Below are 14,358 nucleotides of genomic sequence, written 5' to 3'. Positions count from 1 at the left end.
ATGGAGTACACACAGCTAGGCCGCAGCGGCCTGTCCGTGTCGCGGCTCATGCTCGGCACCATGAACTTCGGACCTGAGGCGTCCGAAGAGGACAGTCACGCGATCATGGACAGAGCCCATGAACACGGCATCAACTTCTTCGACACCGCGAACACCTACGGCCGGTCGGTGAGCGAGGGGCACACCGAGGAGATCATCGGCCGCTGGTTCGCGCGTGGCGGCGGCCGCCGCGAGAAGACCGTGCTGGCGACGAAGCTGTACGGCCAGATGGGCGACTGGCCCAACCAGGGCCGCCTGTCCGCCCACAACATCCGGCATGCCGCGGACGCGTCGCTGCGCCGGCTGCGGACGGACTACCTCGACCTGTACCAGATGCACCACGTGGACCGGAACACGCCGTGGGAGGAGATCTGGGAGGCGTTCTCGGTCCTGCGGCAGCAGGGGAAGGTGCTGTACTTCGGGTCGTCCAACTTCGCGGGCTGGCACCTCGCACAGGCGCAGGAAGCCGCACGTGCCAGGCACTTCCTCGGTCTCGTGAGCGAGCAGTCCCTGTACAACCTGATGTCGCGGTGGGTCGAGCTGGAGGTCCTGCCCGCCGCCAGGCACTACGGCATCGGCCTCATCCCGTGGTCCCCGCTGTACGGCGGGCTGCTCGGCGGTGTCCTGCGCAAGCAGCAGGAGGGCGGGACCTCGCGTTCCGACAGCGGCCGTGCGGCACAGTCACTCAAGGCGCACCGCGACAAGATCGAGGCGTACGAGAAGCTGGGCGCCGACCTCGGCGCGGACCCGGCCGACGTGGCACTCGCGTGGCTGCTGCACCAGGAGGGCGTGACCGCGCCGATCATCGGCCCACGCACGATGACCCAGCTCGACGGCTCGCTGCGGGCGGTGGAGCTGAAGCTGGAGGCCGACGTGCTCGCGCGGCTGGACGAGCTGTTCCCGCCGCCCGGCCCACACGGCGTGAAGCCGGCGCCCGAGGCGTACGCCTGGTAGATGCCGTCCCCACGGTCCCCGGTGACACGTCACGCCCGTCACCGGGGACCGTGGGGGAGACCTACTGCGGTTTGCTCAGCGCGAACAACGGTGTGCAGTCGTCGCGGAGCACGTTTTCATGGAGTTCCAGTCGCGGGTCGCCTGCCGCGACCACTGTACGCGCGCGGATGTGTATTTGGCGCCATGTGTAGGTCTCGTCGGAATTCGCGGCAGACCAGCGGTCGGCGTCCTCCTGGCTGGCGCCGAAGGCGATGCCTGCCATTTTCGCCCAGATTGCCACCGAGGTGCACATCGGGCACGGTTCGAGCGTCGTGACCAGTACCGCGCCGGGCAGATATCGACTGCCCAGCTTCTTGGCCGCCGCACGTACGACGACCATTTCCGGATGTGCGCTGGGGTCGTCGTCGCCCTTGATCAGGTTGCTGCCGGATTCGGCTATGATTCCCTGGTCGGTCGCGACCAGTGCGGCCAGCGCGTAATTACCGGCGGCAGCGGACTCGTGTGCCAGCTGAATACATCGACGCATCCACCGCTCGAGGTCGATCGTTGGCAGAACCATGGTGTGTGATGCTAGGCGTTCGCCGTGAGCGTGAGCAAGTTGGCGAGATCGCCGACGCGGATATCGAGGTCGTCGGCTTCTCGTTCGATCCACACCGTTCCGTCGTTCTCGATTACCCAGTAATCCCTCGTCCTGATGTCGATGCAGCGCACGACGAGCGTGCCCGCGTACCGCACTGCGAGATCCGCCGCCTGCTCACGGATGTGCCGTAGCTGATGACCTGCCAGCTCACCTTCACCGCTCGCGGCGAGACCGCGTGGGATCACGGGATGAAGCTGATCTTGCGGGCGCCGTGGACCGATGCGAAACGAGCCATCGGGGCCATGAGCTGGGTGACGTCCGCGGTCACCACGGAGTTGATGCCGAACCGGATTCCGCGTTCGACGCACGTCGCCATGTTCGCACGGATCAGGTCGAAGGACCTGATTCCCAGTACGTCGTCATTGGTGCGGTCAGGTCGGTGGATGCTGAACTTGAACTCGGCGCCGCACCTTTCCGTCGCGTCGAGGACAGCCGGACGAATCCTGATTCCGTTGGTGGTGGTGACCGTGTGCATGCCGTGGTCGTGAATGGTGTGGATGATCTCTGGCAGATCGCCTCTGACAGTGGGTTCCCCACCCGACAGCTTGATGGACCGAACACCGAGTGCGGACAGGTTCCGCATGAGGTCGGAGATCTGTTCGAGAGTGAGCTCTGCTCGGCCGGTGTTCGGCGAATGGCAGAAGGAGCAGGCGGCGTTGCAACGACGAGTCAGTCGTAGGCAGATTGATTCAGGGTACCTTCTCGGTGTCTTTCGCATGACTATCAGTCATTTCCGTGACTAGTTCGATGATGTTGAGAATCTGCGACATCTGGTTCGCGAACTGCTCCGCGTACTCGAGCGCGGCCGACACACGCGCTTCTTTTCCGTTGGTGGGTGGATCGTTGACCCCGTAGAAGCAGATGACGCCGTGTGGCGACAGCTCCTCGATGTGCCGGTTGGTCTCCGCGTCGAGCGTCAGGACGGGGCACGCGAGTACCCATCGTTGCGCAGGCTCGATCATTCGCGCGATTCTCGGCTCGTAGTTCGAGTGGTGGTCGACGGGAAGGTCCTCATAGGTCGGACAGCGCTCTCGAAAAGCCCGGCCTATGACGATGTGCGGGGTGTCGACCGCGACCCGCGTGAAGCCGAACTCCCTCGGCATTCGCACCGTGAGCACGGCGAGTTCACGATCCTGTTCGAGATAGGTCTGGTCGCCGTCGGCCACGGCGAGAAAGTACCGGCCGTTGCACGGTACACGCAGTGTCTTGGAAACCAGTTCGCACACCGTGGCCAGCGTCGTTGCCAGCAGTCGACCCTGCCGGTGGCGAAGAAGCTCGAAGCGCCGCTCGAGATCTCGGTGTTCCATCAAGAGTCTCCTCTTGGTCGCCAGTTCGCCGGCGATGAGGCAGCCGCCTCCACCGAGTAGTAGCAGGTTGCCCCAGCCCAACCTGGTTATTGTATGCAGGTAGGCGCCATCTCTCAGCCGTTCGGTGAAGACATTCACCCAGATACCGAGCAGAACTACCGACAGCAACGTGGAGCTGAGTCGCAGCACGTTCAGGCTGTTCGGGCGCACGCTTTCACTCTTACGTGCGACGCGCATCACCTGGGTGTGCGGTTGGCGGCGATCCAGTCACATTGCGGTGGACGTCGGGACGAAGACTGGGCGTCACCGGAATTCCGGTGACGCCCAATTCGTGTGCCTACTCGTCGTCCTCGTCGTCTCTGGCCAGGTAGGTGGCCAGGCGTTCTATCGCGTTCTCGAACTCCGGGTTGGCGTCGACGAAGTCACGCATCTTGGCGGCCAGCCAGGCCAGCGTGACTTCTTCGTCGCCTCGTCGTTGTTCCAGTTCTTCCAGGCCTCGGTCAGTGAAGTACATCGTGTCAGCTGAACGCCTTCTCGATGATTTCGCGCTGTTCGACCTCGTGGACCTTGCCCGAGCCTGCCGACGGGGCGGCCATCACGCGGCGGGACACGCGGACCAGCCTCGGCAGGTCGGGGTACAGCTCCCGCAGGTGCAGGCCGTAGAACGGCCACGCGCCCTGGTTCGCCGGCTCCTCCTGCACCCAGCGGATCTCCTCCACGTTCGGGTACTTCTCGAGGATCGCGCCCAGCCGCTTCACCGGGACCGGGTACAGCTGCTCGAACCTGACGAGCGCCGCCTCCGGCACGCCGCCTCGGTTCTCGCGTTCGGCGGCCAGCTCGTAGTAGAGCTTGCCCGACACCAGCAGCAGCTTCGTGACCTTGTCCGGGTCCGGGTTGGCCGGGTCGTCGATGATCGGGCTGAACCTGGCCTCGTCCGTGAAGTCCTCCACCGAGCTGACCGCGGCCTTGTTGCGCAGCATGGACTTCGGGGTGAAGACCACCAGCGGGCGCTGCACGCCGTCGAGCGCGTGGCGGCGCAGCAGGTGGAAGTAGTTCGCGGGCGTCGACGGCACCGCCACGGTCATCGAGCCCTCGGCGCACAGCTGCAGCCAGCGCTCGATGCGGCCCGACGTGTGGTCGGGGCCCTGGCCCTCGTGGCCGTGCGGCAGCAGCATGACGACGTCGCTTCGCTGGCCCCACTTGGCCTCCGACGAGGAGATGTACTCGTCGATGACCGACTGGGCGCCGTTGACGAAGTCGCCGAACTGCGCCTCCCACAGGACCAGTGCGTCCGGGTTCGCCACCGAGTAGCCGTACTCGAAGCCGACCGCCGCGTACTCCGACAGCGCCGAGTCGTAGGCCAGGAACTTGCCCTGGTCGTCGGACAGGTTCTGCAGGGGCACGTACTCCTTGCCCGTCTTGCGGTCCACGATCACCGCGTGCCGCTGCACGAACGTGCCACGCCGCGAGTCCTGGCCCGCCAGGCGGACCATGTGGCCCTCCAGGTTCAGCGAGCCGAACGCCAGCAGCTCGCCGAAGGCCCAGTCGATGTGGCCCTCGCGCGCCATCTTCGCGCGGCGCTCCAGCACCGGCTTCACGCGTGGGTGCGGTGAGAAGCCCTCCGGCAGCCTGACGTGTGCGTCGGCGATCTTCTCCAGCACCTCGCGGCTGATGTTCGTCGACAGCTTCGCGGGGACCTGCTGCTCGGACTCCACCGACGGGCTCGCCGTGATCGGGTGCTTCTCCAGCTCGCGCACCTCGTTGAAGACGTGCTCCAGCTGCGACGAGAAGTCCCGCAGCGCCTTCTCCGCCTCGTCCACCGAGATGTCACCACGGCCGATCAGGGCCTCGGTGTAGGTCTTACGGACGCTGCGCTTCGTGTCGATGATGTCGTACATCGCGGGCTGCGTCATCGAGGGGTCGTCGCCCTCGTTGTGGCCGCGGCGGCGGTAGCAGACCATGTCGATCACGACGTCCTTGTTGAACGCCTGGCGGTAGTCCATGGCCAGCTGCGCGACCCAGTAGCACGCCTCGGGGTCGTCGCCGTTCACGTGGAACACCGGCGCCTGGATCATCTTCGCGACGTCGGTCGCGTACTGCGACGAGCGCGAGTGCTCCGGCGCGGTCGTGAAGCCGACCTGGTTGTTGATGATCACGTGGACGGTGCCGCCGGTGCGGTAGCCACGCAGCAGCGCGAGGTTCAGCGTCTCCGCGACCACGCCCTGGCCCGCGAACGCCGCGTCGCCGTGCAGGGCGACCGGCAGGACCGTGAAGCCGCCGTGGCCCTTGTCGAGCAGGTCCTGCTTGGCGCGGACGATGCCCTCGAGCACCGGGTCGACGGTCTCCAGGTGCGAGGGGTTGGCGGTCAGCGTCACCTTGGTCTCGCCGTCGCCGAACATGCGGAAGTACTTGCCCTCCGCACCCAGGTGGTACTTCACGTCGCCGGAGCCGTGTGCCTGGCCGGGGTCGAGGTTGCCCTCGAACTCCTGGAAGATCTGCGAGATCGGCTTGCCGACGATGTTGGCCAGCACGTTCAGCCTGCCGCGGTGCGGCATGCCGATGACGACCTCGTCCAGCTCGTACTCGGCCGCCTTGTCGAGGATCGTGTCGAGCAGCGCGATGACCGACTCGCCACCCTCGAGCGAGAACCGCTTCTGGCCGACGTACTTGGTCTGCAGGAACGTCTCGAAGGCCTCTGCCGCGTTCAGCTTCGACAGGATGTACTTCTGCACGGCCTGCGCGGGCTTCGCGTGCGGGACCTCCACGCGCTGCTGGATCCAGCGGCGCTCGGACGGGTCCAGGATGTAGGTGTACTCGACGCCGACCGTGCGGCAGTAGCTGTCGCGCAGCACGCCGAGGACGTCGCGGAGCTTCATCCGCTCCTTGCCCGCGAACCCGCCGACCGGGAACTCGCGGTCCAGGTCCCACAGCGTGAGGCCGTGGGACAGGATGTCGAGGTCCTCGTGCTTGCGCTGGCGGTAGTTCAGCGGGTCGACGTCGGCCATCAGGTGGCCGCGCGTGCGGTAGGTGTCGACGAGGCCGATGACGCGCGTCGTCTTGTCGATCGCGCCTTCCGGGATGTCCTCGACCCAGCGGACCGGCTCGTAGGGCAGGCGCAGCGACGTGAAGATGTCGTCGTAGAAGTTGTCCTCGCCCAGCATGAGCTGGTGCACCCGGCGCAGGAACTCGCCGGACTCCGCACCCTGGATGATGCGGTGGTCGTACGTCGAGGTCAGCGTGATGATCTTGCTGACGGCCAGCTCGGTGAGGGTCTTCTCGCTCGTGCCCTGGTACTGCGCCGGGTACTCCATGGCGCCGACGCCGATGATCGCGCCCTGGCCCTTGGTCAGGCGTGGCATCGAGTGGTTCGTGCCGATGGTGCCCGGATTGGTCAGCGAGATCGTGGTGCCCGCGAAGTCGTCCGCGGTCAGCGCGCCGTTGCGGGCCTTGCGGATGATGTCCTCGTAGGCCTGCCAGAACCGCGTGAAGGTCATGCCCTCGCAGTTCTTGATGGACGCGACGACCAGCGTGCGGCCGCCGTCCCTGGCGGGCAGGTCGATCGCGAGGCCCAGGTTGACGTGTTCCGGCGTCACGAGGTTCGGCTTGCCGTTGACCTCGGCGTAGTGCCGGTTCATGTTGGGGAAGTCACGCAGCGCGCGAACCAGCGCGTACCCGATCAGGTGGGTGAAGGAGACCTTGCCGCCACGCGTGCGCCGCAGGTGGTTGTTGATCACGATGCGGTTGTCGAACAGCAGCTTCGCCGGCACGGCCCGCACGCTCGTCGCGGTCGGGATGGTCAGCGAGATGTCCATGTTCTTGGCGATCGCGGCTGCCGCGCCACGCAGTGGCCTGACCTCCTCGCCGTCCTTCTTGGCGTCGGACTTCGCGTCGGGCTTCGCCTGCGCGGCGGCAGGCTTGGCGGGCGCGGCCTGGCGCTCCGGCGCGGCTGCCTTCGCGGCAGGCGCGGCGGGCTTCGACGCCTGGGCCGTCTTCGCGGCAGGCCTCGACGCCGCCGGGGCGGTCCTGGCCTGGCCGTTGGTCTCGCTCTGGTTCGGCGGCGACGTGGGCGAAGACGGCGTTGTCGGCTTCGTGACCTTGGCCACCGTCGCGGTCTTCGCGGCGCCGGTTTCGCTCTTCGTCTCGCCCGCGGCCTTGTTCGCCACGCGCTGTGTCGGCTTGTAGTCGGCGAAGAAGTCGTGCCACGCTGAGTCCACTGACGACGGGTCAGCGAGGAACTGCTCGTACATCTCCTCTACGAGCCACTCATTGGGGCCGAACTGCGACGCAGGGCTGCTGCTGGACACGGCAGGCACTCGCCTCTATCTATCTCGATCTGTTAGTGATACTGACTGGCACCCCCAGGCTAGTCCCCCACGCGAGTGACGTGGTGCCGACTCGGGAGAAGGACCGCAGGTCACATAGATGATCGAATGTGCCCCCGGGATGCCGCTAGTTCGTGATACTCGCATTGTCTCCCAGCGTGTCGGTAGTCGGTCCAAGTGAAGCGTCGGCGTCTGCTTGGTCCGTTTCCGGCCCGTTGACTGTGGTGAACGCCTCATGCTTCGGGTCCGGGCCGTGGGACGGACGCACGGCATCGCCCGTTGGTGTCAGAATGATCACCCGGTCCGTATCGGTGGACGGTCGGTTCACAGCGCTGAGTGGTCGGGAACTTCCTCTCTGCCCGAGTTGTCGGCGAACCGGTCGAGTTCGTGACCCACCCCGTCCGCCCCGTACTCCGCCGTGCCGTGCCGCCACAACATGGCGTAGCGGCCCGCCGCTGCCAGCAGCTCCTCGTGCGTGCCCACCTCGACGATGCGGCCGCCGTCCATGACCACGATGCGGTCGGCCCTGGCCGCCGTCGCGAGCCGGTGTGCCACCACGAACGTCGTCCTCGGCGCGGCCAGCCGCTCGCTCGCGGCCAGCACCAGGGACTCCGTCGCCGGGTCGAGCGCGGCCGTCGCCTCGTCGAGCAGCAGCACGTCCGGCCGGACCAGCTCCGCCCGAGCCAGCGCGATCAGCTGTCGCTGACCCGCGGAAAGCCCTTGCCCGCGCTCTCCGACCTGCTGCCGGAACCCGTCGGGCAGATCCGCGACCATCGCCAGCGCCCCGACCGACCGCACCGCCGACTCGATGGCGACCCGGTCCCCGTTCGTGCCCTTCCTGACACCGTCCTGCGCCTCGCCGTAGCCCACGTTGCTCGCCACGTCCCCGCTGAACAGGTGCGCCTCCTGCGGCACGACGCCCAGCCGGCGCCGGAACTCCGACGGGTCGTAGTCCCGCAGGTCCACGCCGTCGACCAGCACCCGCCCTCCCGTCGGGTCGTAGAACCGGGCGATCAGCTTCACCACCGTCGACTTGCCCGCGCCGGTGGCGCCGACGAGTGCCACCGTCTCGCCGGGTGCCACGGTCAGGTTGATGCCGGCCACGGCGGGTTGTTCCGTGCCCGGGTAGGCGAACGTGACGTCCCGCAGCTCCACCGCGCCCGCAAGCCTCGGCGGGACCGGCACCGGCGCGGCAGGCGGTTCCACCGAGCTGGGGGTGCGCAGCAGCTCCGCGATCCGCCGCAGGCCGACCCTCGCCTGCTGGTAGCCGTCGAACACGCCGGACAGCTGCTGTACCGGGGAGAAGAACAGGTTCAGGTACAGCATGAACGCCAGCAGCACGCCGACCGGCAGCTCGCCGGACGCCACCCGCCGCGCGCCGACGACCAGCACCGCCGCCTGCGCGATCCCCGCCAGCAGCGCCACGAACGGGAAGTACGTCGCGACGTACCGCTGCGCCCGCAGCCTCGTGCGCCGGTAGGTGTCGCTGCGCTGGGCGAACTCCCGCGCGGAGTGCTCCTCCCGCGTGAACGCCTGCGCCACCCGCAGCCCGGACACGTTCTCCTGCATGTCCGCGTTGACGGCACTGACCTGCTCGCGGGCCTGTGTGTACGCCACCGTCGACAGTCGCTGGAAGACCACCGTCGCCAGGACGAGCAGCGGCACCACGGCCAGTGCCACCAGCGCGAGCCCGGGGTCGGTGGCCACGATCGCCACGGTGATCGTGACGACCGTCAGCACGCTCGCGAGCGCGCTCACCAGGCCCGTCTGCAGGAACGTCGACAGCGCGTCGACGTCCGTGGTCATCCTCGTCATGATGCGGCCGGCCATCTCGCGCTCGAAGTAGTCGAGCCCGAGCCGCTGCAGGTGGGCGTAGCTGCGCACCCGCAGCAGGTAGAGCAGCCGCTCACCCACCCGCGCGGTCAGCACGGTGTTGACCGCGTTGTCCGCGAAGCTCAGTGCCACGAGGACCGCCGCGACCGCCGTCACCACCCACAACGCCGTGCCGTTCCCCGTGACCACGCCCTTGTCGACGCCCTGCTGGACCAGCAACGGCAGTGACATCGACAGCACCGCGTCGCCGATCACCAACACGGCCACGACCAGCAGCATCATGCGCACCGGCCTGAGCAGGCGCCGTAGGCGGAACCCGGGGTCCGGCGCGGTCGGGTCCTCACCACGCAGCACCGGTTGCTCGTCGGCAGGCGGGAGCGCGGCCACCCGTTCGAGCAGCTCGGGTGTCGGCGGCGTGCCGTTCAGTGCGCCGGTCATCGGCCCACCCGCGGGCGTGCCACCTCGTCGTGGCGCGCCGACCGACACCTCCGGCGTCCTGGTGCCCGTGTACTCCTCGGCCTCCTCGGGCCACAGCTGCGGCGTCCAGCCGTCCGGGCCGGGGACCAGGTCGACGGGGAGCCTGCTCTTCTCCTCGATGACCTCGCCGGGCCCTGCGAGCAGCGACCGGTACAGCTCGCACCGCGCGGTCAGCTCCTCGTGGGTGCCGATGTCGACGACCCTGCCCCTGTCGAGCACCGCGATCCGGTCGGCGAGCGCCAGCGTCGACCTGCGGTGCGCGATCAGCAGCGTCGTGCGGTCGCGGGTGACGGCCCGCAGCGTGTCGTGGATGGCCGCCTCGGTCGCGGTGTCCACGGCGGACGTCGCGTCGTCGAGCACCAGGACGCGTGGGTCGGACAGCAGCGCCCTGGCAAGGGCCACCCGCTGGCGCTGCCCTCCCGACAGCGTCAGCCCGCGTTCGCCGACCACCGTGTCGTAGCCGTCCGGCAGGGCGGAGATGAACCCGTCGGCCTGCGCCGCACGTGCCGCCGCCCGGATCTCGTCGTCCGTGGCGCCCGGCCTGCCGTACGCGATGTTGGTGCGCACGCTGTCGGAGAAGAGGAACGCCTCCTCGAACACCACCCCGACCGTGCCGCGCAGCGAGGCCTGCCGCAGGTCCCGGATGTCCACCCCCGCCACGGAAATCGAGCCTTCGTGCACGTCGTAGAAGCGCGGCAGGAGCAGGGACACCGTCGACTTGCCCGAGCCCGCGGTGCCGACCAGCGCCAGGGTCTCGCCCGGCCGCACCTCGAACGAGACGCCGTCCAGCACCGGCTCGCTGCGGGTGTAGCCGAACCGGACGTCGTCGAGCCGCACCCCCGCTGGACCCTCCGGCACGTCCACGGCGTCCGGCGCGTCGACGACCGTCGGGTGCGAGTCGATCAGCTCGTACACCCGCTCGACGCCCGCCCGGGCCAGCTGCACGTTGACGAGCAGGCCCGACAGCAGTCGCGTCGGACCGACGAGGCTCGCCACGTAGCTCGCGAACGCGAGGAACGTGCCCAGCGTGACCTGCCCGTTCATGGCCATGAAGCCACCGAGTGCCAGCACCGCGACCTGGCCTGCCGCGGGCATGGCCACGAGCGTCGCGGCCCGCATCGAGGTCAGCTTGGCCGTGCGCATCCGCTCGCCGAACAGGGTGCGTGCCGCGCGGTCCAGTCGCCTGATCTCCCGCAGTTCCTGGCCGAAGCCCTTGACCACGCGGACGCCGGTGACGGTCTCCTCGACGTGCTGGGCGAGGTCGGCCGCCCGCTGCTGCGCCGACCACGACGCGGGGAAGAGCACCGTGCGGCTCTTGACCGCGACCACCGCGACGACCGGCATGACGACGAGCGCGATCAGTGTCAGGAACGGCGAGAGCCACAGCATCGCGCCGAACGCGGCCACCGCGAACACGACCGTGCCGACCGACAGCGGGACCATCATGAGGAGGCCCTGCACGATCTGCAGGTCGGTGATGGAACGCGAGACGACCTGCCCGGTGCGCAGCGTGTCCTGTTTGGCTCCGTCGAGCCGCTGCACGGCACCGAAGACCTGCTGCCGTAAGTCGTGCTGCACGTCGAGTGCGAGGCGGCCGCCGAGGTAGCGGCGCACGAACGCCGTCACGAACGTGGACAGCTCCATGAGGATGATCGCCGCGACCAGCCAGGCGAGCCGGGACGTGGTGCCCGCGACAGCGTCGTCGACGACGAGCTTCACCAGCAGCGGTCCGGCGGCCTGGAAGCCGACGCCGATCACCGAGGAGATGACGGAGAGCAGGACAAGCCGACGGTGCCGCCAACAGGCGGCACTGAGCCGGCGGATCCAGCCGGGGGAGGAATCTGACACGTGCTCCACATTAGGCGCGACCACCGACAACCCCGACGATTCGAACACGTGAGAGTTTGCACAACCTCCCATTCGCCTGCTGTGGTCTCCACTCGCGCGGCGAACGGCTCCTCTCACGACGAAGGGGGCCTGCCATGATGGCAGGCCCCCTTCGCGGGAGATGCTCGGTCAGGTGATGTCGCGCGAGTTGTTGCGGACCATGCCCGTCACGAAGAACAGGGCCGTCCACGCGACGAAGATCAGGCCGCTCAGCCACATCGCGAAGGCGCCGGGGGCACCGGCAGCGAAGCGGACCAGCTGGTTGAAGCCGTTGACGACGTCGTCGGTGATCACCTGTGACTGGCCGCTCGCCGCGACCATGTCCTTCGCCTGCTGGAACAGCAGCTCCGCGGCCGTCGAGCCGGTCAGGCCGTTCGCCGACCCGTTCGGCATGAGGCCCGCGATGTTCGAGTAGTTCGACGCGCCGGTGATCACGAACTCGGAGATGGGGCCGACCAGCCCCGCGTACAGGAGCAGCACCAGCAACGCGGCCACCGGGGAGCCGAGCAGCGCGCCGACGCCCATGCCGAACAGCGTCCAGAGCACGCACGCCAGCACGCCCGTCAGCAGGATGATGATCCAGTCGCCCGCGCCGGGCAGGACGGCCGAGTCGGAGCCGATCGCCGTGCCGATCGTCGCGCCGAGGGCCACCACGACGCCGTAGACCAGGCCCCACGTCACGTAGACGATCGCCTTGGCGGTCAGGACCGCGCTGCGTGTCGAGGCGGTCAGGAAGCTCGTCGTGATGGTCCTGCGGTTGATCTCACTCGCCACGGCCAGCGCGCCGAAGACCATCGGGAACAGGGTCGCGAAGTTCATCGCCCTGGTCAGACCGAGGGACGCCCAGGACATCTTGTCCAGGTCGACGTTCACGCCCGCGTCGTCGAAGACCTCGCCGAGGCCGCTCGCCACCTGGGAGAAGAAGTAGCCGCCGAGCCACGCCCAGCCGATCGCCAGCAACACCGACGGGATGAGCAGTGCCCACCACATCTTGGTCGTGATGATCTTGCGGTACTCGGCCTTGATCAGCAGACCCATCACTGGTGACCTCCGCCTGCGCCGGGGGTGGACTGGTCACCGGAGGGCGGTGTCGGGTCCTGCGGTGGTGGTGGCGGTGCCGGCTGGACCTGCAGCGGTCCGCTCGGCTGCTGGCTCCAGGCCTGCTGCTCCTGTGCGGGCGGCTGCGCCCACTGGGCCTGCTGTTGCCACTGTTGCTGTGGGGCGCCGCCGGGCGGCGTGCCCGGCGCGTAGCCCTGCTGGGGCGCGTAGCCCGGGGGGACCTGCTGGTAGCCACCGGGCGGGGTGCCCGGCGCGTAGCCCTGTTGCGGCGGGGCGCCCCAGCCGGGCGGCGGGGCCTGCCCGTAGGGTGCCTGCCCGGCGTACTGGCCTGACGTCAGCCGGAAGAAGAGCTGCTCGAGGTCGGCCTTCTCCTCGTGCACGCCGTACAGCGCGACACCTGCCTGCGCGGCGATGTCGCCGACCTGCTGGATCGTCGCGCCGACGATGGCCAGCTTGCCGTCCGGGGTCGGCGAGACGTTCGTGATCCTGGCCTCCTGCAGCGCGACCGCGAGCTTCTGCGGGTCGGCAGGCGCCACGATGACCCTGCTCTGCTGCGACTTGCGCAGCTCGTCGAGCGGGCCGTAGAACATCGTCTGGCCGCGGCTGATGATCACCACCTGGTCGATGGTCTGCTCGACCTCGGCCAGCAGGTGACTCGAGATGAGGACGGTCCGCCCACTCTGCGCGAACGCCTTGAGGAACGAGCGCAGCCAGGCGATGCCCTCCGGGTCGAGGCCGTTGGCCGGCTCGTCGAGCACCAGCACCTGCGGGTCCCCGAGCAGGGCGGTCGCGAGGGCGAGGCGCTGTTTCATGCCGAGCGAGAAGCCGCCGGCGGCCCGGTTGCCCGCGGCGCCGAGCCCGACCAGGTTGAGCACGTCGTCGGCCCGCTGGTCGGCGACGCCCATGGCCGCTGCGTACACCCTGAGGTGGTCACGTGCCGTGCGTCCGGGGTGGAAGCCCTGCGCCTCCAGCACTCCGCCGACGATGCGTCCCGGGTTGCCGAGCCGTTCGAACGGCTGACCGTTGATCGTCGACCACCCCGACGTCGGCCGCACCAGCCCGAGCAGCATGCGCAACGTGGTGGTCTTGCCGGAACCGTTCGGACCGAGGAAGCCGGTGACGGACCCGGGCTCCACGTTGAAACTGAGGTTCTGTACCGCGGCGACCTGACCGAAGTGCTTGGTCAGGTTCTGTACCACGATGCGGCCGCTGCCATCCTGCACGGGCCCTCCTGCTTCGCCGCCTGCGGTTAGTGCGGGCCATCTTGCCGCATGGCGGGTGCGAAGGTTCGCGGAACGGGGGCAACCGTGTCGGAAAGAGAGCTAGCGGGCACCGAACCTGGCGAAGGGGGACCGCAGGGGGTTGGTGCGCCGCCGGGGCGGCACGTCGTCGCCGATCAGCTGCTCGTGCGCGGCCTGCCAGACCTGGCACGGCCAGCGCCTGCCCCGGTGGCAGGCCTCGCAGCGGCCGTCCGGGTCGGCCCTGTGGTCGGAGAGCAGGCGGCGCCAGCTGTCGGCGAGACAGTGCAGCGCGGTGGCCGCGATGGGGAGGAGCTTCGCGGGGTCGGCGTGGTCGGCGGCCTGGTCCACGGCGGCGAGCCGGTCCAGGACAGCACGGCGGGTGTCGTCCATCTCGGCCACCTCGTCACCCGACCTGCCGGCTCGGGTAGTCGTCGGTGCGGACGGCGGCCTGGTCGAGCGCCCGTCCCAGGCCCCTGGCCTGCTGCGCGGAGAGGACCGCGGCGGCACCCGGCGGGGGGACGAGCACGACTCTCTCGTTTTCGACCAGCACCATCAACGCCCGGTCCCGACCGAACGGATCGATGCAACGTACGGACCAA

At 68.7% G+C, this 14,358-nt stretch carries 12 protein-coding genes; 1 reads left to right on the top strand and 11 read right to left on the bottom strand.

Translation table 11 applies throughout. The features are described 5' to 3' along the window. Positions 1 to 993 carry an aldo/keto reductase gene (locus CLV71_RS17435; RefSeq protein WP_133903791.1) on the top strand — a complete coding sequence of 331 codons (993 nt, stop codon included), beginning with the start codon at positions 1 to 3 and terminating at the stop codon, positions 991 to 993. 61 nt (positions 994 to 1,054) lie between these two features. Here CLV71_RS17435 and CLV71_RS17430 read toward each other — a convergent pair whose 3' ends face one another. The 11 genes from CLV71_RS17430 to CLV71_RS50140 all read right to left on the bottom strand — a co-directional run bounded on the left by CLV71_RS17430 (position 1,055) and on the right by CLV71_RS50140 (position 14,285). Next, positions 1,055 to 1,552, bottom strand: coding sequence for a nucleoside deaminase (locus CLV71_RS17430; RefSeq protein ID WP_133903790.1), 498 nt, complete (start codon positions 1,550 to 1,552; stop codon positions 1,055 to 1,057). A gap of 11 nt (positions 1,553 to 1,563) precedes the next feature. Beyond that, a complete protein-coding gene (locus tag CLV71_RS17425) occupies positions 1,564 to 1,818 on the bottom strand; it encodes a hypothetical protein (RefSeq protein ID WP_133903789.1) in 255 nt (84 codons plus the stop codon). Next, positions 1,815 to 2,351 carry a radical SAM protein gene (locus CLV71_RS17420; RefSeq protein ID WP_133903788.1) on the bottom strand — a complete coding sequence of 179 codons (537 nt, stop codon included), beginning with the start codon at positions 2,349 to 2,351 and terminating at the stop codon, positions 1,815 to 1,817. The genes CLV71_RS17425 and CLV71_RS17420 overlap by 4 nt, the downstream gene beginning before the upstream one ends. Continuing rightward, positions 2,323 to 3,150, bottom strand: coding sequence for a hypothetical protein (locus CLV71_RS17415; protein WP_133903787.1), 828 nt, complete (start codon positions 3,148 to 3,150; stop codon positions 2,323 to 2,325). Before CLV71_RS17415 ends, CLV71_RS17420 begins: the two co-directional genes overlap by 29 nt. Before the next feature lie 127 nt (positions 3,151 to 3,277). After that, entirely contained in the window at positions 3,278 to 3,454 is a 177-nt protein-coding gene (locus CLV71_RS47695; RefSeq protein WP_166664128.1) for a DUF6104 family protein, read from the bottom strand. Positions 3,455 to 3,458: 4 nt separating this feature from the next. Further along, positions 3,459 to 7,244 (bottom strand): multifunctional oxoglutarate decarboxylase/oxoglutarate dehydrogenase thiamine pyrophosphate-binding subunit/dihydrolipoyllysine-residue succinyltransferase subunit, encoded by a 3,786-nt coding sequence (locus CLV71_RS17410; RefSeq protein ID WP_133903786.1) that lies wholly within the window; start codon positions 7,242 to 7,244, stop codon positions 3,459 to 3,461. 342 nt (positions 7,245 to 7,586) lie between these two features. After that, a complete protein-coding gene (locus tag CLV71_RS17405) occupies positions 7,587 to 11,450 on the bottom strand; it encodes an ABC transporter ATP-binding protein (RefSeq protein WP_481733823.1) in 3,864 nt (1,287 codons plus the stop codon). A gap of 138 nt (positions 11,451 to 11,588) precedes the next feature. Continuing rightward, positions 11,589 to 12,497, bottom strand: a complete 909-nt coding sequence (locus CLV71_RS17400) for an ABC-2 transporter permease (RefSeq protein ID WP_133903784.1) — start codon at positions 12,495 to 12,497, stop codon at positions 11,589 to 11,591. Next, complete coding sequence (locus tag CLV71_RS17395; RefSeq protein ID WP_133903783.1) at positions 12,497 to 13,741, bottom strand: ABC transporter ATP-binding protein; 1,245 nt, start codon at positions 13,739 to 13,741, stop codon at positions 12,497 to 12,499. Before CLV71_RS17395 ends, CLV71_RS17400 begins: the two co-directional genes overlap by 1 nt. 99 nt (positions 13,742 to 13,840) lie before the next feature. Further along, positions 13,841 to 14,149: a hypothetical protein gene (locus tag CLV71_RS17390; RefSeq protein WP_133903782.1), complete on the bottom strand. Its 309-nt coding sequence runs from the start codon at positions 14,147 to 14,149 to the stop codon at positions 13,841 to 13,843. 13 nt (positions 14,150 to 14,162) lie between these two features. Continuing rightward, a complete protein-coding gene (locus CLV71_RS50140) occupies positions 14,163 to 14,285 on the bottom strand; it encodes a hypothetical protein (RefSeq protein WP_279588737.1) in 123 nt (40 codons plus the stop codon). Positions 14,286 to 14,358 lie beyond the last annotated feature (73 nt).

It is taken from the genome of Actinophytocola oryzae, assembly GCF_004364325.1.
In the GTDB taxonomy this organism is placed as follows: Bacteria; Actinomycetota; Actinomycetes; order Mycobacteriales; family Pseudonocardiaceae; genus Actinophytocola; species Actinophytocola oryzae.
The sequence above is the reverse complement of the archived record's forward strand: the minus strand, read 5'-3'. Positions and strand labels throughout refer to the sequence as shown.

Coding starts and splice junctions, on each gene's coding strand:
- CLV71_RS17435 (WP_133903791.1), top strand. CDS start 1: ATGGAGTACACACAGCTAGGCCGCAGCGGCCTGTCCGTGTCGCGGCTC.
- CLV71_RS17430 (WP_133903790.1), bottom strand. CDS start 1,552: ATGGTTCTGCCAACGATCGACCTCGAGCGGTGGATGCGTCGATGTATT.
- CLV71_RS17420 (WP_133903788.1), bottom strand. CDS start 2,351: ATGCGAAAGACACCGAGAAGGTACCCTGAATCAATCTGCCTACGACTG.
- CLV71_RS47695 (WP_166664128.1), bottom strand. CDS start 3,454: ATGTACTTCACTGACCGAGGCCTGGAAGAACTGGAACAACGACGAGGC.
- CLV71_RS17400 (WP_133903784.1), bottom strand. CDS start 12,497: ATGGGTCTGCTGATCAAGGCCGAGTACCGCAAGATCATCACGACCAAG.
- CLV71_RS17390 (WP_133903782.1), bottom strand. CDS start 14,149: ATGGACGACACCCGCCGTGCTGTCCTGGACCGGCTCGCCGCCGTGGAC.